Source organism: Methylobacterium haplocladii (assembly GCF_007992175.1).
Lineage (GTDB): Bacteria > Pseudomonadota > Alphaproteobacteria > Rhizobiales > Beijerinckiaceae > Methylobacterium > Methylobacterium haplocladii.
This window is the reverse complement of sequence record NZ_BJZT01000029.1, coordinates 1-19,376: the sequence shown is the minus strand read 5'-3', so window position 1 is coordinate 19,376 and position 19,376 is coordinate 1. Positions and strand designations below refer to the sequence as shown.

Genomic DNA, 19,376 nt, shown 5'->3' with positions numbered 1-19,376 from the left:
GCGGTGCTTGATCGGGTCACTCCAGAACGGGGTGCATCAGATCAGAAAGATCGAAACCAATGTCCTCCAGCGTGACCCTTTCCGCCGCGACCCGTCAGAACCTGCTCTCCCTGCAGGACACGTCGTCGCTGACCTCCACCACCCAGAGCCGCCTGTCCACGGGCAAGAAGGTCAACTCGGCTCTCGACAGCCCGGTCAACTTCTTCACCTCGCAGGCCCTCAGCAACCGCTCCTCGGATCTCGGCTCGCTCCTCGACGGCATCTCGAACGGCATCCAGACCATTCAGGCCGCCAACCAGGGTCTCACCTCGATCCAGAAGCTCACCGACTCGGCCAAGTCCACGGCCAACCAGGCGCTTTCGACCCAGATCACCACGTCCGGCACCGCTTCGACCGCGTTCGCAGCGTCCGCTAGCACGGTGAACCTTTTCGTAAACGGCAGCGCCGTGACGGCCACCTTGACCGCCACGGACACGATCGACACGACCATCGCCAAGTTGAACACCGCTGTCGGCTCGACGGCTTTCTCAAAGGACACCACCGGCAAGAAGCTGGTGTTGAACGCGAGCGCCGACATCGAGTTCAAGGACGCAGGAAGCCAAACCGCTCTGGGTTTCGCCGCCGGCACCGGCACTGCAGTCTCCTACGGCACCACCACCACCGCCGTCGCAGGTGTGGCTCAGAGCGCCGACCTCACGGTCAGCGGTGTCAAGGAGAGGGCCAACCTGGCTGCCCAGTACAACAGCCTGCTGACCCAGATCGACCAGCTCGCGAAGGACGCGTCCTACAACGGCGTCAACCTGATCGCGAACAGCGCCACCTCCAACAAGCTGCACATCTCGTTCAATGAGAAAGACACGTCGAACATCGACGTGCAGGGCGCGGACGCGACTTCCACAGGTCTCGGCCTGAAGGCGACCACCAAGGACTCCGGCCCCAACGCCAACGTCGGCAACTTCCTGCTCGACGCCGACATAACCGCGACGCTGAACACGATCAATACGGCGTCGACCACGCTGCGCTCGCAGTCCTCGACCTTCGGCTCGAACCTCTCGGTCGTGCAGAACCGTCAGGACTTCACCAAGAACATCATCAACGTTCTCGACACCGGCTCGTCCAACCTGACCAGCGCGGATCTGAACGAAGAGGCCGCGAACTCCCAGGCCCTGACCACCCGTCAGTCCCTCGGCATCTCGGCGCTCTCGCTCGCCAACCAAGCTCAGCAGGGCGTTCTCCAGCTCCTCCGCTGAGCGCTTACCGCGCTCGACGGCGAGACGGCCGGGCTCACGCCCGGCCGTTTTCGTTTGTGCGCCCGCCGGGATGAGGCGGCGCATCGCGTTTTTCACAAGCACCACAACCCGTTAACCAAACCGCAAGAACTTCATGGTTCATTAACGCTAACGCTTCGCAAACGCTGGACGGATCGCAGCCATGTCCTCGGACGTCACCCTCTCCGCCGCAACACGGCAGAACCTCCTCTCGCTGCAGGACACTGCCGCGCTCACGTCGACGACCCAGAACCGGCTCTCGACGGGCAAGAAGGTGTCGTCGGCCCTCGACAACCCGGTGAACTTCTTCACGGCGCAGAGCTTCAACAACCGCTCGGCCGATCTCGGCACGTTGCTCGACGGGATTTCCAACGGCGTGCAGACGATCCAGGCAGCGAACCAGGGCATCACCTCGATCCAGAAGCTCGTCGATTCGGCGAAATCGACGGCCAACCAGGCGCTCGCGACGCAGATCACCACGACGGGTTCGGCGTCGAGCACGCCCTCGGCCGCGTTCCTGACGGCGGGCGGCACGGTCAGCCTCTACGTCAACGGCACGGCGAAGCCTGCGACGATCCCGGCGAACGCGACCATCGACCAGGCTATAACGGCGCTCAACACCGCCGTCGGCTCGGCGGCCTTCTCCAAGGACACAACGGGCACGAAGCTGGTGCTGAACGGCAGCGTCGACATCGAGTTCGGTGCCGCCGCCGATCAGACCAATCTCGGCTTTGCCGCCGGCACGGGCGCCGGCCCGACTTACGGCACCGTGGGCACTCCGGTCACGACGGTGGGCAAGAGCCCGGACCTGAACGTCACCGGCGTGACGACCCGCGCGACGCTCGCCGCCCAGTACAACAGCCTGCTGACCCAGATCGACCAGCTCGCCAAGGACGCCAGCTTCAACGGCGTCAACCTGCTGTCGAGCAACAACATCACCAACAAGCTGCACATCTCGTTCAATGAACGCGACACGTCCAACATCGACATCCAGGGCGTCGATTCGACATCTGCCGGTCTCAAACTCAGCGCGGTAGCCGGCCTCTCCGGCACGAACGTCGGACAGGGCAACTTCCTGCTCGACGCCGACATCAAGACGACGACCACGACGTTGACCCAGGCGAGCGATACCCTGCGCTCCCAGGCTTCGACCTTCGGTTCGAACCTCTCGGTCGTGCAGAACCGCCAGGACTTCACCAAGAACATCATCAACGTGCTGGAGACGGGTTCGGCCAACCTGACGAACGCCGACCTCAACGAGGAAGCGGCCAACTCCCAGGCCCTGACCACCCGCCAGTCGCTCGGCATCTCCGCCCTGTCGCTGGCCAACCAGGCGCAGCAGGGCATCCTGAAACTTCTCCAGTAATCGACCGTATAAAACCATTCAATCGAGCCGAGGCGTTAGCCTCGGCTGTTTTCGTTGTAAGAGCCAGCATTAGAGAACAGGTAACGCCTGCAGATATAGAGTTCTTTGGACACGCGGAAGGCTGGGCGCGAGATGTCCGAGGCGATGCTGGATTGGGTGGGGATGAGTGCCGGAGACGACGCTCCCGTGCGCGATTTCCACGTCGACCGCCGGGAGGAGCGCACCGAGGCGAACCTGATCGCCGTGATCCGCCTTCCCGACGGGAGCGATATCCGCTGCGTGGTCAAGGACGTCTCCAAATCCGGCGCGAAACTCGGCATTCCGCGCGGTTGCGCGCTACCGGAGACCTTCCTGTTCAAGGTCAACGGGCGCGATTTCGTGTTCCAGGTGAGGCTTGCCTGGCAGCGCGACTGCTATGCCGGCGTGCGCATCGAACGCATCGGCCGTTTGCCGCCGACTTTCGGCTCCGCCTGACGGCCTCGACGCTGGCGCGACGCCTGCATCGCGGGCTCGCTCCCGTGCGGATTCGGCGCATAAGGAGTGCAGGCGCGCAGAACCAGGGAACCCGGTGATATGGCGGCGACGGTCACGGTGGTCGATCACCCCCTCGTCCAGCACAAGCTGACGCTGATGCGGGATCGCGACCGCTCCACGAAGGGCTTTCGCGAGCTTCTCAACGAAATCGGCATGCTGTTGGCCTACGAGGTCACCCGCGACCTGCCGCTCGAACCCGTCATCATCGAGACGCCGATCGAGGCGACGGAGGGGAGGCGGATCGCCGGCAAGAAGCTCGTGCTGGCGCCGATCCTGCGGGCCGGTGTCGGCTTCCTCGACGGCATGCTCTCGCTGATGCCGGCCGCCCGCGTTTCCCATGTCGGCATCTACCGGGATCCCGAGAGCCTCCAAGCGGTCGAATACTACTTCAAGAGCCCGTCGGACCTCGCCGACCGCACCGTGCTGGTGCTCGACCCCATGCTCGCCACGGCGAATTCCGCGGTGGCCGCCATCGACCGTCTGAAGAGCCGCGGTGCCCGCGACCTGCGCTTCGTCTGCCTGCTCGCAGCACCGGAAGGCCTCGCCCGGCTGCAGCAGGCCCATCCCGAGGTGCCGGTTTGGACCGCGGCGATCGACAGCCACCTCAACGACCACGGCTACATCGTGCCGGGCCTCGGCGATGCGGGAGACCGCATGTACGGCACGCGGTGACCCCTTGCCGCAGAGCGCGCGGGCCGCAACTAGGGAGACACACTTTCGAGGAGACTCCGATGCCCGTACCCGACACCATGCGCCAGATCCGTTTCGACGGCTCGGGAGGTCCCGAGGTCATGGCGGTGGAGACGGTGCCGGTGCCGAAGCCCGGCCCGGGGCAGGTGTTGATCGAGGTCGTCGCCGCCGGCGTGAACCGGCCGGACGTGATGCAGCGGCAGGGCAACTATCCGCCGCCGAAGGGGGCGACCGAGATCCCCGGCCTCGAAGTCGGCGGCCGGATCACGGCGCTCGGGGACGGCGTTTCGGGCTTCTCGGAGGGGGACGAGGTCTGCGCGCTGGTGATCAGCGGCGGATATGCCGAGTTCGTCGTCGCGGAAGCGGGTCAGGTGCTGCCGAAGCCCGGTCCGCTCTCACTGATCGAGGCGGCAGCGCTGCCGGAGACGGTGTTCACGGTCTACTCGACGGTCATCCAGCGCGGGCGGCTGCAGAAGGGCGAGCGCTTTCTGGTCCATGGCGGTTCGAGCGGCATCGGCTCCACCGCGATCCAGATCGCCAAGGCGCACGGCGCCAGCGTCTACGCCACCGCCGGCTCGGCCGAGAAATGCCGGTTCTGCGAACAGCTCGGGGCGGATGCGGCGATCGACTACCGCGAGGCCGACTTCGCCGAGGAGATCAAGCGGCTCACCGACGGCCAGGGTGTCGACGTGATCCTCGACATGGTCGGCGCAGCCTATCTCGCCAAGAACATCGCATCGCTCGCCGTCGAGGGCCGCCTCGTCCAGATCGCCTTCATGAAGGGCTACAAGGCCGAGAGCGTGAACCTGACGCCGATCATGTTGAAGCGTCTCACCATCACAGGCGCGACGCTTCGCGCCCAGCCGAAGGAGAACAAGGCGGCCATCGCCGACAAGCTTCGCGCCGAGATCTGGCCGCTGGTCGAGGCAGGCACGATCAAGCCGATCGTCCACGAGACGTTCCCGCTGGAAGACGCGGCCAAGGCGCATGCGCTGATGGAGTCGAGCGCCCATCTCGGGAAGATCATGCTGGTGACCGGGCGCTGAGCCCGATCGCCAGCAGGATCCGGGCTTATTGCCACGCGCCGGGATGAGGAACACGCGACTCCATGCGACGTTGGCTGCCCGTCACGGGTGTCGTGGCGTCGCGTGAGTTGAGGAATTGATGGCACAGGTCGAGACGGGAAAAGAGTCACGTCAGGGTGAGAAGGGAAAGCCGGTTCTCTACGTGCTGGTCGCCGCCGTTATCCTGGCGATCGTCGCCGGAGCCGGCGTGCTGACCTGGCAGGGATCGGTCTCACCGAATGATCACGGGAGCCAGAGCACCGAGGCTGCCCGTTCGACCGCCACCAATCCGACGCAGGCTCCAGCCGAGAAAAAGCAGAATTGATGTCCGACGCCGGCCGTGAGGCCGGCGCTTTCATCCATCCCCCGTCACTAGGAGACTTGCTCAGCGTGTCGGGACAGGCGTTTCGCCGCGATAATCGTAGAATCCGCGTTTGGTCTTGCGGCCGAGCCAGCCGGCCTCGACGTACTTCACGAGCAGCGGGCAGGGGCGGTACTTCGAATCGGCCAGCCCTTCGTAGAGCACCTGCATCACCGAGAGGCAGGTATCGAGGCCGATGAAATCGGCCAACTGGAGCGGACCCATCGGGTGGTTCGCGCCGAGCTTCATCGCGGTGTCGATGGATTCGACCGAGCCGACGCCCTCGTACAGCGTGTAGATCGCCTCGTTGATCATCGGCAACAGAATGCGGTTGACGATGAAGGCCGGGAAATCCTCCGACATCGTCGAGATCTTGCCCAGTTTGGCGATGAAGCGCTTCGCCGATTCGTAGGTCGGATCTTCCGTGGCGATGCCGCGAATCAGCTCGACGAGCTGCATCAGCGGAACCGGATTCATGAAGTGGATACCGATGAAGCGCTCCGGCCGGTCGGTCGAGGCGGCGAGTCGCGTGATCGAGATCGACGAAGTGTTGGTGGCGATCAGCGTGTCCGGGCGCAGCGACGGACACAGGGCCTGGAAGATCTGGCGCTTGGTACCCTCGTCCTCGGTGGCGGCCTCGATGACGAGATCGCAGGCTTCGAGATCCTTGTAGCCGCGGGCCGCGCCGATGCGGTCGAGGGCGCCGCGGCGCTGGTCCTCGCTGAGCGTGCCCTTCTGAACCTGCCGGGTCAGGTTGCCTTCGATGAGCGAGAGGCCGGCCGTGATACGGTCGGGGTCGCGGTCGTTCAGCCGCACGTCGAGGCCGGCTGCAGCACAGACATGGGCAATGCCGTTGCCCATCTGTCCGGCGCCGATGATGCCGACGGTCCTGATATCGAGGGCCATTGCCGTTCCCGAATCCTCAGACATTGCGGCCGCGCCGCGTAATCCATCGATCACAATGCGGCAGCGCAACAATGACGTCAAACGTGCGTCATAGAGTATTTCAGGCCTTCGGGGAGCCCCCCGAAGGTCCAGTAGTATACGAAATTTCTCAAACCCGAATCGCGGGTCGGATCAATCTCGGATTCAGCCCTTGGCTTTGGCGACTTCGGCCTGCAGTTCCGGCACGATCTGGAAGAGATCGCCCACGAGGCCGTAATCGGCGACCTGGAAGATCGGCGCGTCCTCGTCCTTGTTGATGGCGACGATAACCTTCGAATCCTTCATGCCGGCCAAGTGTTGGATCGCGCCGGAAATACCCACCGCGACGTAGAGGTCGGGCGCCACGACCTTGCCGGTCTGGCCGACCTGCCAGTCGTTCGGGGCGTAGCCGGCATCCACCGCCGCGCGCGAGGCACCGACACCGGCGCCGAAGGCGTCGGCCAGGGGCTCGATGACCTCCTTGAACTTGTCCGACGAACCGAGCGCACGGCCGCCGGAGACGATGATCTTGGCCGACGCCAATTCGGGACGGTCGGACTTGGCGATCTCCTCGCTCTTGTAGGCGGAGCCGCCGGACTCCTGCGCGCCCTCGGGGACGGCCTCGACAGGCGCGGCCGAGCCGCCTTCGCCGGCAGCCTTGAAGGAGGCGCCGCGCACGGTGATGACCTTCTTGCCGTCCGGCGCCTGCACCGTCTGGATGGCGTTGCCGGCATAGATCGGCCGCTCGAAGGTGTCGGGCGAAACCACCTTGATGATGTCGGAGACCTGGGCGACGTCGAGCAGCGCCGCGACGCGCGGCAGGATGTTCTTGCCGGTGGTGGTCGCGGACGAGACGATCGCGTCGTAGGGGCCGGCGATCTTGGCGATGAGCGCGGCGATCGGCTCGGCCATGTCGTGGTCGTAGACGGCGTCTTCGGCGTTCAGGACCTTCTCGACGCCGTCGAGGCGGCCTGCGGCCTCGGCCGCCGCCTTACTGCCGGTGCCGAGCACCAGGGCGTGGATGGGGGCGCCGAGGTCCTTGGCGGCGGTGAGGGCCTTGAGCGTGCCGTCCTTGATCTCGGAATTGGCGTGCTCGACGTAGAGGAGCGTGGTCATCGGTCGGTTCTCACGGTCAGTGGATGGGCGCGCCGCTCGACCACAGGGCGGGAGCGGCGCAAAACGGCCAAAAATACTAGAGGACGCCGGCTTCGTTCTTGAGCTTCGAGACGAGCTCCGACACCGACCCGACCTTGACGCCGGCGGAGCGGCCCGGAGGCTCGGTGGTCTTGATGACCTTGAGCCGCGGGGTGACGTCGACGCCGAGATCGTCCGCCGAGAGGATGTCGAGGGGCTTCTTCTTCGCCTTCATGATGTTCGGCAGCGAGGCGTAGCGCGGCTCGTTCAGTCGCAGATCGGTGGTGACGATGGCCGGAAGCTTCAGCTTCACGGTCTGCAGGCCGCCATCGACCTCGCGCGTCACGTCGATGCTCTCGCTCTCGAACGCGAGCTTGTAGGCGAAGGTGCCCTGCGGCCAGCCGAGAAGGGCGCCGAGCATCTGGCCGGTCTGGTTGCAATCGTCGTCGATCGCCTGCTTGCCGAGGATGACGAGCCCCGGGCTCTCCTTCTCGACGACGGCCTTGAGGAGCTTGGCGACGGCCAGCGGCTCGGTGGTCACGTCGGTCTTCACCAGAATGGCGCGGTCGGCACCCATGGCCAGCGCGGTGCGCAGGGTTTCCTGGGCCTTCTCCGGCCCGATCGAGACGGCGATCACCTCGGTGACCTTGCCTGCTTCCTTGAGCTTGATCGCCTCCTCGACGGCGATCTCGTCGAAGGGATTCATCGACATCTTGACGTTGGCGAGTTCGACGCCCGAACCGTCGGCCTTCACGCGGATCTTGACGTTGTAGTCGACAACCCGCTTGACGGGCACGAGAACCTTCATGGGTGCAGCTTCCTCCGGCACGTCGCGGCAGGGTCCGGCGCTCTGAAACGGGCGGCCGGCACCGTCGACGATGATCAACCATGGTTGAATTAGGGCGCGGACCGTAACGAGGCCATTTCGCGCTTGTCAACGCAGGCCGCCGGCCGAGAGGTGGCGGCCAGGGCTGCGATTCTGCCGGATCTGCCGACCCGTCGTCACCGCATGGTGCTGATCATGTCCGCCGGCACGCCGGTGATGTCGTCGAGGACGAGCTGGTTCATGGCGCAGATGAACGACGACAAGCGGTAGCCGTCGTGGCGCGAGAGGGCGTTGTCGAAGGCGCGCACGTTCCAGAACGGGTCGTTGGCGGCGGTGATCGGCGCGATGCCGGTGAATTGCAGACCGTGCAGAAATTCCGCCGCGGGAACGCCCTGGCCGCGCACGCCGCGATCGGCGGGCGCGAGGGCCTCGCTGTCCCAGAACAGCCCGAACTGGTTCGCCTGCGCCGCCCGTGCGCGGGTGAGCCAGCGATTGGTCGGGGGGCACGGGATCGGGGCGTCCGCCAGCGTCGCGTAGGGGTGATGCCGCTCCGCGCCCGAGGCGTTGAGGCCGAGGAGCTCGTGCGTGGTGCCGAACGGGGAGGCCGAAGGCTGCGCGTCCGCCAGCACGCCGGCGGCCGGTCGCGGCGGGTCGAGGTTGCCGATCGTGTGCGAGTCCTCGCGGGACGAATCCTGGAACGGGAAGGTCCGAGCGAGCAGCGCGAGCGCGCGGATCGGGAGCGTCTCGATCCGTGAGAGCCAGTCCGCCGGCGGCGGGCGCGTGCAGCTCTCGCCATCCGGCCGACGCCGCTCGATGCGGGCAGCGGCCCGGCCGAGCCAGCCGGCGGCGGGGCGGTAATCGAACTTGAAGGTCGGGAACAGGTCGTGCGTCGCCCAGTCGTAGTCGACGCCGGCATCGAACATGGTGTCGGTGCTCTTGAGCCGGTCGCGGATCCGCGCCCGCGCCTCCTTGTAGTCGTCGTCGAGGTCGAGCCCGATCCAGGCGCAGTCGCCCGCGCGCAGCCCGCCGGCCGGGAAGGCGAGGGCGGCCGTCACCGAGACCACCAGCGGCTTCTGGACGGCCGGGAAGAAGCCGGTGTCGCGCTGGACCTCTGCGAGCGGCGTGTTGGGGTCGGCATGCGTCGCGGTGCGGCTCCAGACCTCGCGCTGGATCGCCGTCCACTTGGTCGCCTCGGAAGCGGGGTTGATCAGGAGCACGAGGTTGCCGAGGACCGGCGGCATGATCTGGCCGGGTTTGTGCCGCCGCACCGCCTTGACGAGATCGTCCTTGAGGCCGGTGGCGAGCATGTTGCCGCCGAGGCTGTGGCCGGCGATCACCATCCGGTTATGCGCGCGCGGATCGTCCGGTCTATGTCCGAGCGGGGGCGCCAGGACGCCCTCCAAAGTGCGCAAAGCCGAGACCGCGGCCGGTGCGATCGCCTCGCTCACCGGCTTGCGGTCGAACAGCGTCGCCCCGGCCGACAGATTGCCGAGAAACCCGCCGACAGCCTCGCCGAAATCCGCCTTGAGGCCCTTCTCGTCGACGCGGGCGCCGCGCCAGCCGATATAGATCGCCGTGACCTTCATTGCGCAGGCGCTCGGATCGATCGGGCAGCGCTCCCGCAGAAAGCGCGCCGCATGGGCCGCGTAGAGTCTGATGTCCGCGACGTTGCCGTCGCCGATGCGGGCGTCGTGCCGCCAGCCGTGGATGAAGACGATGACGTAGTGCGAGCCGTTGGAGAGGTGCTGCTTCAGCGCATCGAGCTGGGTGATGACCGGCTGCGCGTCCGGGACGGAGGGCCGGGACGCGTCGTGCATCCGGTCGCGCAGCATCGCCGAGGTCATCGCCGCGTCGCTGCCGCGTGCGTTCTGCGAGATCAGCGCATAGGGCTCGCCGGTCTCCTGGAATTCGAGGAAGCCGAGATGGTAATCCAGCGGCTTTCCCTCGGCCTTCGTCGACGGCACTACGTGGCGCTGCAGCGCGCAGCGTAGCCGCGTACGCCAGGCCGGGTCCTTGGAAACGGCGGCGCGCTCGTCGTTGCTGGAATCCTCCCAACCGCCGTCGTCGGGCACGCTCGCGTCGCGCAGCGTGTCGCGCCCGAGATCGGCCAGGATCGTCCAACCCTGGGCGAGCCCGTCGCGGCAGGCGGGCAGGGCCGGGTCGAGGTTGCGATAGGCCGTCGCGGTCGGAGTCGAGAGCACGACGTAGTTGATGAAGAGCACGCCGAAGGCCAGGAGCAGCGTGCCGACGACCGCCATGACCAGCAGGCGCACGAGCCGCGCATAGGCCCGCCACACCCAACGGAGCACCACCCCGATACGGGATCGCTGGGGACGCTCGGTATCGGCTGGTCCTGCGTCCACGCGGCACCTCTCGCGGGTTGCTGCAGAGCATTCGACCGGGGCGGCAGGACGGTTACGCGAGACGGATCACGTCGGCGATACGCTCTGCCGCCGCCGGCGGCGGCCCACAGCCTTGTTCAGCACGCGCGCCAGCTCCTCGACCGAATACGGCTTCTGGAGCAGCTCGAACCCGTGTGCGCCCTCGCGGGCGAGCACGTGGCTGTACCCGCTCGCCAGGACCACCGGCAGGTCGGGGCGGCGGCGCTGGATCTCGCGGGCGAGGTCGATGCCGTCGCGGCCCGGCATCACCACATCCGAGAAGACCACTTCGAACCGGAACGGGATCTTCTCCAGTTCCGCGAGCGCCTCGTCGGCATTCGCGGCCCAGATGGTACTATAGCCGAGTTCGGCCAGCGTCTCGGCGGCGAAGCGGCCGACCTCGCGATTGTCCTCGACCAGCAGCACGCAGGTGCCCATGCCGTTCGTCACCGGTTCGGCCTCGGCGACCTCCTCGGCCCCCTCGCCGGTGCGGTCCGCGCGCGGGAGGTAGAGCGTGAAGGTCGAGCCCCGGCCGACAGCGCTCTCGACCATGATCTCGCCGCCGGACTGCTTGGCGAAGCCGAAGACCTGGGAAAGGCCGAGCCCGGTGCCCTGGCCGACGCCCTTGGTGGTGAAGAACGGCTCGAAGATGCGGTCGAGCTGCGCCGGTGCGATGCCCGACCCGGAATCGGTAATCGACACCGCTACGAACGAGCCGGATACGGCCGGAAGCGCGCGCATCGCCGGCATCCCCGCGGTGCAGGCGACGCCGATGGTCAGGCGGCCCTCGCCGTTCATGGCGTCGCGGGCATTGACCGCCATGTTGACGAGTGCCGTATCGAACTGGCTCGAATCCGCATCGATGTAGCAGGGCTCGTCGGGCACGCTGAGGGTGACCTGGATGCGGGCGCCGGTCAGCGTGCCGACCATCTCGCTGATCGACCGAACACTCTGGGCGGCATCGAACACCTCCGGCCGCAGGGCCTGCCGGCGGGCGAAGGCGAGAAGCTGGCCCGTGAGCTTGGCCGCGCGCTCCACCGTGTCGGAGATCGCGCCGATATAGCGGATCCGGCGCTCCTCGGAGAGTTCGGGCCGTTTGAGGAGATCGGTCGACGACTTGATGACGGTCAGAAGATTGTTGAAGTCGTGCGCCACGCCGCCGGTGAGCTGGCCGACCGCTTCGAGCTTCTGCGACTGGCGCAGGGCCTCCTCGATCGCCGCGAGCGCGGCGGCGGACTTCTTCTCCTCGGTGATGTGCCGCCCCGTGGCGAAGACCAGTCCGCCCTCCGGTGCCGCCACCCAGGAGAACCAGCGCGGGTCGCCGTCCTTGTGGGAGAAGCGGTTCTCGAAGCTCGGCAGCACGTCGCGCTCGGCCTGAGCCAGCGCGTCCCGGGTCACGGTCACATCGTCGGGCACGACGAAATCGAAGACGGGCCGACCCACCATCTCGGCGGGATCAAGGTCGAGCAGCGTGGCCGCGGCCGGATTCGCCGAGACGATGCGGCCCTCCGGATCGAGAATCAGGTGCAGGTCCTGTGCGCTGCGCCAGAGGCGGTCGCGCTCCATGGTGCGCGCGGCCAGCTCCTCGGCCTGCGCCTTCTCGGCCGTGACGTCGCGCCCGCTGCAATAGGCCTTGCCGCCCTCCGGCACGCTGACCCAGGACAGCCAGCGATAGGTGCCGTCCGTCCGGCGATAGCGGTTCTCGAAGCTGACGACGGGCTGACCGGCCTGCAGGGACTGCCAGACGGCGTCCGTCCGCTCGACGTCGTCCGGGTGGAGAAAGTCGGCATAGAACGTCGCGGCCACATCCTCGGACGACCAGCCGAGCACGGTCTGCCAAGCCGGATTCGACGTCTCGAAATGTCCCTGTGCGTTGACCACGCCGAGGAGGTCGGGGCTGACCTCCCAGGTCCTGTTGCGCTCGCGGGTGCGCTCGACGACCTGCGCTTCGAGGGAGACGTTCACCGCCCGGAGCGAATCCTGCGCCCGGCGCAGTTCCATCAGCGTCATGACCTGCCGGGCCAGCGCTTCGAGGGATCCCGCCTGCTCCTCCGTCAGGCCCCCGGGGCGGGGCGCCGTGTCGATGACGCAGAGGGAACCCAGCGCGATGCCCTCGGGCGTCTCCAACCGGGCGCCGGCGTAGAACCGGATGAAGGGCTCGCCGGTGACGAGTGTGTTGCCGCGGGTGCGCGGATCGGCCGCCAGGTCGGGGATGACCAGAAGGCCCGGCTGCAGCAGCGCGTAGGAGCAGACCGATTGCGAGAGCGGCGTTTGGCAAGTGTCGAAGCCGATGCGCGCCTTGAACCATTGCCGGTCGCCGGCGACGAGGCTGACCAGGGCCACCGGCGTCGCGCAGATCCGCGAGGCCAGCAGCACGATGTCGTCGAAGCCTTTCTCGGGGCTGGTGTCGAGGATGGCGTAGCGGTCGAGCGCTTCGAGGCGCGCCGCCGTCGCGGCCGCCTGCGACGCGCGCTCTGTCTCGATGTCGGTCATGATCATGCGTGTGCCGCCCCGACGATGCCTGTCGCACCACCATGCCGCACCAATCGTTCGGGCAAACTGCGCCGGGCGGTCAAGTGAGGCGATAGGGTGCGACTGCGTGCCGACCGGACTGCGCGTTAGCACGTGACGGCCGGTCTGTCGCAGACCTTCCAAGAGATGGCGTACGGCCAACCACTTACGCGACGCGCGCCACTTCCGGTTGCGATGGAACGCCGTTCCCGGGTCGGCCAGCCGCATCTCCCGAAGAAAACCGACCGGGTCTGCGCCGGCTGCCGTCCGCGGACTCCGCGCCCGCGTAGCTGCCATGCGTCGCCTTTTCGCGTGCGCGGCGCGTTACACGTGCTATTATGTTGCAACGCACAATGGCCGCAGCCGCCGTCAAATTCGGCGCACGCTCACCAGGAGTCGGAATGTACAATCCCTTTCACAGCGCAATGATGTTGAGCATCGAAGCCCAGAAGGTCATCGAACTGCGCCTCGTCCGGATCGCCTGGGGCGGACAGGCTGGACAGGACGAGATCCAGTCGATGGTCGCGGAAAAGATCAATGCCTCGATCGAAGCGTTCGGCACGCTGATGACCGGCGGTTCGGCCGAGACGGTGGTCGCGCGCTACCGGGAGCACGTGGCGGCGAATACCGTGCGGTTGAGCGCCTCCTGAACCGGCTAAACCTGGTTCTCCGGCTGGTTTCGCCGGACCCCTTCTGCGGAGCGACTTCCGCTATGCCGCAGCGGCCCGGATAGGGGTGGCGAGCGTTCGTCAGCGGTTCTTGCCGGGCACCCAGAGCACGTCGTCGGCGCCGTTTGCGTTGGCGACGCGGGAGGCGACGAAAAGAAAATCCGACAGCCGGTTGAGATACTGCACGGCCTCCGGCGAGATCTTTTCCGAGTCGATGGCGGCGAGCGCTACCGTGACGCGCTCGGCCCGGCGGCACACCGTGCGGGCAAGGTGCAAGGCCGCCGAGAAGGCCGAGCCGCCCGGAAGGACGAAGGACGTGAGCGGCGCGAGATCGGCGTTCAGCGCGTCGATGTCGGTCTCGATCCGCGCGACCTGCGAGGCGACGACGCGTAGGGGCTCGTATTCCAGCGGCTTGTCGCTCGGTGGTGTGGCGAGGTCGGCGCCGAGATCGAAGAGGTCGTTCTGGATCGCCGCCAGCATCGCGTCGATCTGCGGATCGGCGTGGAGCCGTGCGAGGCCGACGCAGGCGTTGGTCTCGTCGACGCAGCCATAGGCCTCGACCCGGAGGTCCGCCTTGGAGCGCCGCTCGCCGTTGGCGAGGCCCGTCGTGCCCTTGTCGCCGGTGCGGGTGTAGATCTTGTTGAGCTTGACCACGGCCTGTCCCCTCGTGCCGACAAAAAGCCCGCCGGACGCGGGTGTCTCGCGCGCGGCGGGCCTTTGCAAGGCAGAAGTCCGTCCGTCGGGTGCGACCAGCGCGCCCGGCAGCATCGCGAAGCTTAGAACGTGTAACCCAGCTTGCCGCCGAAGTTGGTGAGGCCGCGGTTGTTCACGCAGAGGCCTGCATTCGACATGTGCTCGACGGTGGCCATGATGCTCCAATGCTCGGTGAGCCGGAAGCCGAGGGCCGCCGCCTCGCGGAACAGCGGACTGCAGCCCAGCGCGTTCATGGTGATGTTGCCGGGCACCTTCTCGCCGGTCTGGCCGTTATGCGCGGCCGCGCCGAAGAAGCCTTCGAGGAATACGAAGTTGTTCAGCGTCTCGGGGAAGAGGTCCACCGTCCAGGTGCCGCCGATATAGGCGTAGCTGGTGCGTCCGCCGAAATTGTAGCTGCCGCCGACGGTCGGGCGGGGAATCGCGCGCTGCCAGAACTCGTCCTGGAACACCTGCGGCTTGGCGAACAGGATTTCGCCGTTGATGTTGTTGGTTCCGCCCTCGGCGCTGCCGGGATCCTGCACCGCGCCGCCGATCCGGACCTCGGAGACGATGCTGTAGGGCTTCACGGGCGCGAGGTAGGGCAGGGGCGCCGGCTGACGGGCGTAGCCCAGGTCGGCCGCCTGGGTCGCCTGGGCGACGGAGGTGAGGGCGAGGGCGCCGGCGAGGAGGCGGGTGAGCGTGGCGTGCATCGGCGACCGATCCGGACTTGTCAGGCCTTACCACCTATCACGGCCATGCTTGCCGGGGACCGGGATTCATCCCTTGCGGGTACGTTCGCCGAAGAGTGCGACTTGCCCGCAACAGGTCAGGCCGAGCGCCACCACAGCACGCCCATGATCACCACGATGGCCAGAAACTGCAGAAGCACGCGCAGCCGCATCAGCCGCTGCGAGAGATTGGCGCTGCCGCCGCGCATCATGTTGGCGAGGCCGAGGAGGAGCACCGCGGCGACCGCGAGGCAGGCGGCGAGCACGATGGTGTTGGTGGACATGACAGACGTCCCTGGACTTGTGTCAGCGCCTCCTAGAGCAGGCGCGACCCGTCCGCCAAGGCGCTGGCGGACAAATTAATTCCGGCGGAGCAGACGCTCGAAGTAATCCAGCTCTTCCTGCGGACGCGTCGGGTCGCCGAGCTTGCGCCGCAGCTCCTCCATGATCCGGCGGGTCCGCTGAACCGCCGATTCGTCGGCGGTGGGCACGCGGACATTGCCGTTCGAGAGATCGCGGCCCTTGGTCGGGCGGCCGAGCGGGTCGTCGTCGGCCGCGCCCGTCTGGCCCTGCTGGCCGGGGCTCTCGCCGTCCTGCTGGCCCTGGCCCTGGCCGTCGGCTTCGGCCTGCTGCTGCATCTGCTGCTGCATGCCTTCGGCGCCCTTCTTGAGGCCGTCAAGGGCACGGCCCTGCGCGTCCACCGCCTGATCGCCCTGGCCGCGGCCCAGCGCGTCCTCGGCTTCCTTCATGGCCTGCTCGGCGTCGGACAGGCCCTGCTCGCCCTCGAGACCCTGCTCCTTCATGCGTTTCTGCAGATCCTGCAGCTGCTCGCGCAGGGCCTGCTGCTGCTGGCCCGTACTGCCCTGGCCCGGCGGCTGCCCAGGCTGGCCGCCCTTCTGACCCTGGCCGCCCTGGCCCTGTTGGCCGCCCTTCTGACCCTCCTGCTGCTGGCCGTTCTTGCCCTGCTCCTGCTGGCCCGGCTGCTTCTGGCCGCGTGGGGCGCGCTGGCCCTGGCGAGGCTTGTCCTGCTGTTCCTGGCTGTCCTTGAAGGTCTGGTCGCGCAGCTTCTGCTGGTCGCGCGACATCTGGTCGAGCTCCTGCGCCTGCTTGTTCATCTGCGACTGCTGCTGGTTCTGCTTCTGATCCTTCTGAGCGCTCTGCAGGTTCTCGAGGATGTTGCGCAGTTCTTCGAGCTTGCGCTGAGCCTCGGCGGTGTCGCCGCGCTTCATCGCCTCCTGCATCTCCTGGATCATCTTCTGGAGCTGGTCCGGCGTGACGGTCTTCTGCTGGCCCTGCTGCTTCTCGGCCTGCTGCTGGCCGCTCTTCGGGTCCTGCTTCTGGCGCTCGGCGAACTCCTTCATGAAGCGGTCGAGGGCCTTCTTGAGGTCGTCGGTGAGCTTCTTGATCTCCTCGTCCGGTGCTCCCCGCTCCATCGCCTCCTTGAGGCGGTCCTGAGCCGCGCGCAGGGATTTTTCGGCGTCTGACAGATCGCCGTCCTCGATCTTGAGGGCCATCTCCCAGAGAAGGTCGGCCACCGCGGTCAGGTCCTCGTCGGACTTTGCCACCCGCAGACGGTCCGACGCCGTCTTGAGTCCCAGGAAAATGCCGGGCTGCGGCGTGAAGCGGTCGGGCGCGATCATCAGCGCGTCGATGGCGATCTGCACCCGCTTCCGGTCGTCGTCCGGCGCCGTGACGAGGCGGCGGCGCTCTTCCGCCAGCGCGCGGGCGAGTGGCTGGATGAAGGGGCGGGCCGGGAGCGTGATCTCGGCGGGCGCCGTGCGCCCCTCCTGTCCGGCCTCGTCCTTCACCACGAGGGTCAGCCGTACCCGCGCACCCGACCAGGGATTGTCGGTGAGGTCGACGAGCGTCTTCGTATCGGTCGCGCCGGTGGCATCGGCCGGCAGGGCGAGATTGAGCTTCGGCACCGGCACGAGCGAGCGGCCGGCCTTCAGCGGCTCGAGCAGCCCCTCGGCGGACGCGATCCCGTAATCGTCCTTGGCGCGATAGGTCAGGTTGAAGGTGCCGCGGCCGTTGACGTCGAGATTCCCGATGCGCTCGACCTCCGGCGCGGTGTCGGGAATGCTCTCGATGACGAGCCGCTGCGGTTCGGCACCCTCGGTGGCGATCTTCAGTTCCGCGGTGCCGCCGACGAGCCGAAACCGCTCTTCACGCAGGTCGGACTGCGCCGTCTTGGAGGGCACGCCGCTCGGGGGTGCCTTGCGCGCGCCTGCATCGGCCTTGGCATCCTTGCGGATCGGCTCAAGCGCCGAATTCGGCGTCAGCACCGCCTCGCCGCGACCGGCGATGCGCACGATCAGCGTCGAATTCACCGGCGCACGCAGGCGCTGCTCGGCGGGCTTGGCCGCGCCGCTGCCGGACATCGTCACGATCAGCGGCGGCAGCCGGGTGTAGAGCGGTGGGTCGACCCAGCCGTCCACGCGGAAGCTCGGGGCGGCTACCGGCGGCTCGCGCCAGTCGAAGGCGGCGCCGACGCGCTCGCGCCATTCGGGGCCGGCCACGAACAGGGCGGCGATCGCGGCCACGACGAAGCCGGCCCGCAGGGCGAAAGGGTCGTGCCTCGGCATGTCGGGCCTGGGTGCCCCGACCCGCAGGCTCGCGACGGCCGTTGCCGCCCGGCGCTGGTGCAAGGCCCAGAGCGCCTTCGTCGCCGGATCGGCGGTGCCGACGGCGAGCGTATCCTCGATGGCGGACGCCGGATCGTGCACCTCCGCGCCCCCGGCCCGCCCTGTCCGCGCGGATTCGCGGTCGATCCGCGCCAACGCCTGCCGACGGTCGGGTCGGGTAACCCTAAAGAGCGGAACCAGTGCCACGCCGGCTGCGACAGCGAACGCGGCGAGACCCACCATCCGCCAGAGTGGCGGCAGGTCGAGCCAGAGCCCGAGCCAGGAGACTGCCAGGAAGGCGAGGGCCACCACCGCCCCGCGCCACAGCACCGGCCAGAGTCGCTCGAACAGCCCCGCCGCCCGCGCCCGGACCACGAGCCGATCGAGAATCGTCCGTGCTGGATCGCGTGGTGCGTCTGAGGTCGCCGTTTCGGCCTCGCTCATCGTCGGTCCGCTCTGGTACCGGCCGCTGCCGGCCTACATACGCACGAACCTAGCACCGTGGCAGCGGTCCACCATGGGGTCAAATCCGCCCAGTGACGCTTGGTGGTTGCCGAACAAGCGACCTTGCTTCATCTTCTTATCAAATGTGTACGATCGTACGGTTCGGCCGGCGACGTAGCGCCACCCTCGGAGCCACGGCACCGATCCGTTCGAGAGCACCGTGCACACTTACCGCCTTCGAGTCGCCTTCCGAGATAAGCGTGGCATCGTCCGGCCGCCGGCCCGCGACGAGACCATTGAGGTCGCCAACCTTCGCGAGGCCATCGGCGCCCTCCTCAGCAATGCCGATACCCTGTTGATCGAGGGCACCAACCTCGCCTGGCTGACGGACAAGGAGGGCAACCTGCTTTGGACCCTCCGGATGGACGAGCAGAACGCCGAGACGACCTGAGACAGTTTTGCGAGGCAGCCACGCCCGGCTGGACGGCACCCTGCGCGCACCTTAGCTTGCATGGATGTCAGACGATGGCCTCGAACCCGAACACCGATGGGAGCGTACCGGCGAACGCTTCGCGGCGGCTCGTTCGCTCGACGACGTCGTCTCCGTCCTGCGTCAATCCGCACGGCGGCTGATCGGCGCCGACGGAGTGGCCGTCGTCCTGCGTGAGGACGGTTGCTGCCACTACGTCGCCGAGGATGCGATCGAGCCGCTTTGGAAAGGCCAACGCTTCCCGCTCGAAGCCTGCGTGTCGGGTTGGGCGATGCTGAACGACGAGACGGTCGTCGTGCCCGACGTCACCCTCGATCCCCGCGTCCCGGTCGCGCCATACCGCAACAAGTCGATCAGCAGCCTCGTGATGGTTCCCGTTGGCTCGCCCGAGCCGGTTGCCGCCCTCGGCGCCTACTGGTGCGCCCTCGTCTTCCTGGATGAGGCGACGGTGTTTCGTGCCGAGGCGCTCGCCCGTCAGGCCGGCGATGCCCTCGATCGCATTCGGACCGGCGCGGCGACCAGGACGAACGCAGCCCGGGAGCGCTCTCCACAGGATCACGTACAGCACGCCGGAGGCTGACGACGGCTTCGTCAGGGCCTGTACATCCGCCGAGACGCGGCGGACGCAATCCGGTTCGCGTCGAGAGCGGAGCAGCGGCCTCCGGCCTTC

18 protein-coding genes are annotated in these 19,376 nt (G+C 67.4%); 9 read left to right on the top strand and 9 right to left on the bottom strand.

The genetic code is table 11. The annotated features are described in order from the left end of the window. Positions 1–59: 59 nt before the first annotated feature. The 6 genes from MHA02_RS13440 (at position 60) to MHA02_RS13415 (ending at position 5,247) form a co-directional block, all read left to right on the top strand. Positions 60–1,250 carry a flagellin N-terminal helical domain-containing protein gene (locus tag MHA02_RS13440; protein ID WP_147079441.1) on the top strand — a complete coding sequence of 397 codons (1,191 nt, stop codon included), beginning with the start codon at positions 60–62 and terminating at the stop codon, positions 1,248–1,250. A 181-nt stretch (positions 1,251–1,431) separates the two neighbouring features. Further along, the gene (locus MHA02_RS13435) at positions 1,432–2,634 is read left to right on the top strand and encodes a flagellin N-terminal helical domain-containing protein (protein WP_147079439.1); all 1,203 of its coding nucleotides are present in this window, start codon (positions 1,432–1,434) and stop codon (positions 2,632–2,634) included. Between the two features lie 132 nt (positions 2,635–2,766). Continuing rightward, a complete protein-coding gene (locus MHA02_RS13430) occupies positions 2,767–3,108 on the top strand; it encodes a PilZ domain-containing protein (protein ID WP_147079437.1) in 342 nt (113 codons plus the stop codon). Between the two features lie 99 nt (positions 3,109–3,207). Beyond that, a complete protein-coding gene (upp, locus tag MHA02_RS13425) occupies positions 3,208–3,840 on the top strand; it encodes a uracil phosphoribosyltransferase (protein WP_147079435.1) in 633 nt (210 codons plus the stop codon). 59 nt (positions 3,841–3,899) lie between these two features. Next, on the top strand, positions 3,900–4,904 hold the full coding sequence (locus MHA02_RS13420; protein ID WP_147079433.1) for an NAD(P)H-quinone oxidoreductase: 1,005 nt from the start codon (positions 3,900–3,902) through the stop codon (positions 4,902–4,904). Between the two features lie 118 nt (positions 4,905–5,022). Beyond that, positions 5,023–5,247, top strand: coding sequence for a hypothetical protein (locus MHA02_RS13415; protein ID WP_147079431.1), 225 nt, complete (start codon positions 5,023–5,025; stop codon positions 5,245–5,247). A gap of 60 nt (positions 5,248–5,307) precedes the next feature. Here the strand turns inward: MHA02_RS13415 and MHA02_RS13410 are convergent, their stop codons facing one another. The 5 genes from MHA02_RS13410 to MHA02_RS13390 form a co-directional block, all read right to left on the bottom strand. Next, on the bottom strand, positions 5,308–6,189 hold the full coding sequence (locus tag MHA02_RS13410) for a 3-hydroxybutyryl-CoA dehydrogenase (RefSeq protein WP_147079429.1): 882 nt from the start codon (positions 6,187–6,189) through the stop codon (positions 5,308–5,310). Between the two features lie 183 nt (positions 6,190–6,372). Continuing rightward, on the bottom strand, positions 6,373–7,323 hold the full coding sequence (locus MHA02_RS13405) for an electron transfer flavoprotein subunit alpha/FixB family protein (protein ID WP_147079428.1): 951 nt from the start codon (positions 7,321–7,323) through the stop codon (positions 6,373–6,375). A 76-nt stretch (positions 7,324–7,399) separates the two neighbouring features. Then, positions 7,400–8,149: an electron transfer flavoprotein subunit beta/FixA family protein gene (locus MHA02_RS13400; RefSeq protein WP_147079426.1), complete on the bottom strand. Its 750-nt coding sequence runs from the start codon at positions 8,147–8,149 to the stop codon at positions 7,400–7,402. A gap of 194 nt (positions 8,150–8,343) precedes the next feature. Beyond that, entirely contained in the window at positions 8,344–10,530 is a 2,187-nt protein-coding gene (locus tag MHA02_RS22705; RefSeq protein WP_238180251.1) for a hypothetical protein, read from the bottom strand. Positions 10,531–10,596: 66 nt separating this feature from the next. Continuing rightward, the gene (locus MHA02_RS13390) at positions 10,597–13,047 is read right to left on the bottom strand and encodes a PAS domain S-box protein (protein WP_238180252.1); all 2,451 of its coding nucleotides are present in this window, start codon (positions 13,045–13,047) and stop codon (positions 10,597–10,599) included. Between the two features lie 413 nt (positions 13,048–13,460). Here MHA02_RS13390 and MHA02_RS13385 point away from each other — a divergent pair, with 413 nt between their 5' ends. Then, on the top strand, positions 13,461–13,709 hold the full coding sequence (locus MHA02_RS13385) for a hypothetical protein (RefSeq protein WP_147079610.1): 249 nt from the start codon (positions 13,461–13,463) through the stop codon (positions 13,707–13,709). Positions 13,710–13,808: 99 nt separating this feature from the next. Here the strand turns inward: MHA02_RS13385 and MHA02_RS13380 are convergent, their stop codons facing one another. The 4 genes from MHA02_RS13380 to MHA02_RS13365 form a co-directional block, all read right to left on the bottom strand. Continuing rightward, on the bottom strand, positions 13,809–14,381 hold the full coding sequence (locus MHA02_RS13380; protein ID WP_147079424.1) for a cob(I)yrinic acid a,c-diamide adenosyltransferase: 573 nt from the start codon (positions 14,379–14,381) through the stop codon (positions 13,809–13,811). A gap of 122 nt (positions 14,382–14,503) precedes the next feature. Beyond that, positions 14,504–15,130 (bottom strand): acyloxyacyl hydrolase, encoded by a 627-nt coding sequence (locus MHA02_RS13375; protein WP_147079422.1) that lies wholly within the window; start codon positions 15,128–15,130, stop codon positions 14,504–14,506. 116 nt (positions 15,131–15,246) lie between these two features. Next, entirely contained in the window at positions 15,247–15,432 is a 186-nt protein-coding gene (locus MHA02_RS13370) for a twin transmembrane helix small protein (RefSeq protein WP_147079420.1), read from the bottom strand. 75 nt (positions 15,433–15,507) lie between these two features. Continuing rightward, complete coding sequence (locus MHA02_RS13365) at positions 15,508–18,216, bottom strand: TIGR02302 family protein (protein WP_147079418.1); 2,709 nt, start codon at positions 18,214–18,216, stop codon at positions 15,508–15,510. Positions 18,217–18,436: 220 nt separating this feature from the next. Between MHA02_RS13365 and MHA02_RS13360 the strand changes: the two genes are divergently transcribed. Beyond that, on the top strand, positions 18,437–18,667 hold the full coding sequence (locus MHA02_RS13360; protein WP_147079416.1) for a hypothetical protein: 231 nt from the start codon (positions 18,437–18,439) through the stop codon (positions 18,665–18,667). Between the two features lie 64 nt (positions 18,668–18,731). Beyond that, a complete protein-coding gene (locus tag MHA02_RS13355) occupies positions 18,732–19,286 on the top strand; it encodes a GAF domain-containing protein (protein ID WP_147079414.1) in 555 nt (184 codons plus the stop codon). The last annotated feature ends 90 nt before the right edge of the window (positions 19,287–19,376 follow it).

Bases quoted from the DNA above. Each gene is read 5' to 3' on its own strand.
- MHA02_RS13405 (WP_147079428.1), bottom strand. From the start codon at position 7,323: ATGACCACGCTCCTCTACGTCGAGCACGCCAATTCCGAGATCAAGGAC.
- MHA02_RS13410 (WP_147079429.1), bottom strand. From the start codon at position 6,189: ATGGCCCTCGATATCAGGACCGTCGGCATCATCGGCGCCGGACAGATG.
- upp (WP_147079435.1), top strand. From the start codon at position 3,208: ATGGCGGCGACGGTCACGGTGGTCGATCACCCCCTCGTCCAGCACAAG.
- MHA02_RS13390 (WP_238180252.1), bottom strand. From the start codon at position 13,047: ATGATCATGACCGACATCGAGACAGAGCGCGCGTCGCAGGCGGCCGCG.
- MHA02_RS13430 (WP_147079437.1), top strand. From the start codon at position 2,767: ATGTCCGAGGCGATGCTGGATTGGGTGGGGATGAGTGCCGGAGACGAC.
- MHA02_RS13420 (WP_147079433.1), top strand. From the start codon at position 3,900: ATGCCCGTACCCGACACCATGCGCCAGATCCGTTTCGACGGCTCGGGA.
- MHA02_RS13365 (WP_147079418.1), bottom strand. From the start codon at position 18,216: ATGAGCGAGGCCGAAACGGCGACCTCAGACGCACCACGCGATCCAGCA.
- MHA02_RS13375 (WP_147079422.1), bottom strand. From the start codon at position 15,130: ATGCACGCCACGCTCACCCGCCTCCTCGCCGGCGCCCTCGCCCTCACC.
- MHA02_RS13400 (WP_147079426.1), bottom strand. From the start codon at position 8,149: ATGAAGGTTCTCGTGCCCGTCAAGCGGGTTGTCGACTACAACGTCAAG.
- MHA02_RS13385 (WP_147079610.1), top strand. From the start codon at position 13,461: ATGTACAATCCCTTTCACAGCGCAATGATGTTGAGCATCGAAGCCCAG.
- MHA02_RS13355 (WP_147079414.1), top strand. From the start codon at position 18,732: ATGTCAGACGATGGCCTCGAACCCGAACACCGATGGGAGCGTACCGGC.
- MHA02_RS13415 (WP_147079431.1), top strand. From the start codon at position 5,023: ATGGCACAGGTCGAGACGGGAAAAGAGTCACGTCAGGGTGAGAAGGGA.
- MHA02_RS13440 (WP_147079441.1), top strand. From the start codon at position 60: ATGTCCTCCAGCGTGACCCTTTCCGCCGCGACCCGTCAGAACCTGCTC.
- MHA02_RS13435 (WP_147079439.1), top strand. From the start codon at position 1,432: ATGTCCTCGGACGTCACCCTCTCCGCCGCAACACGGCAGAACCTCCTC.
- MHA02_RS13370 (WP_147079420.1), bottom strand. From the start codon at position 15,432: ATGTCCACCAACACCATCGTGCTCGCCGCCTGCCTCGCGGTCGCCGCG.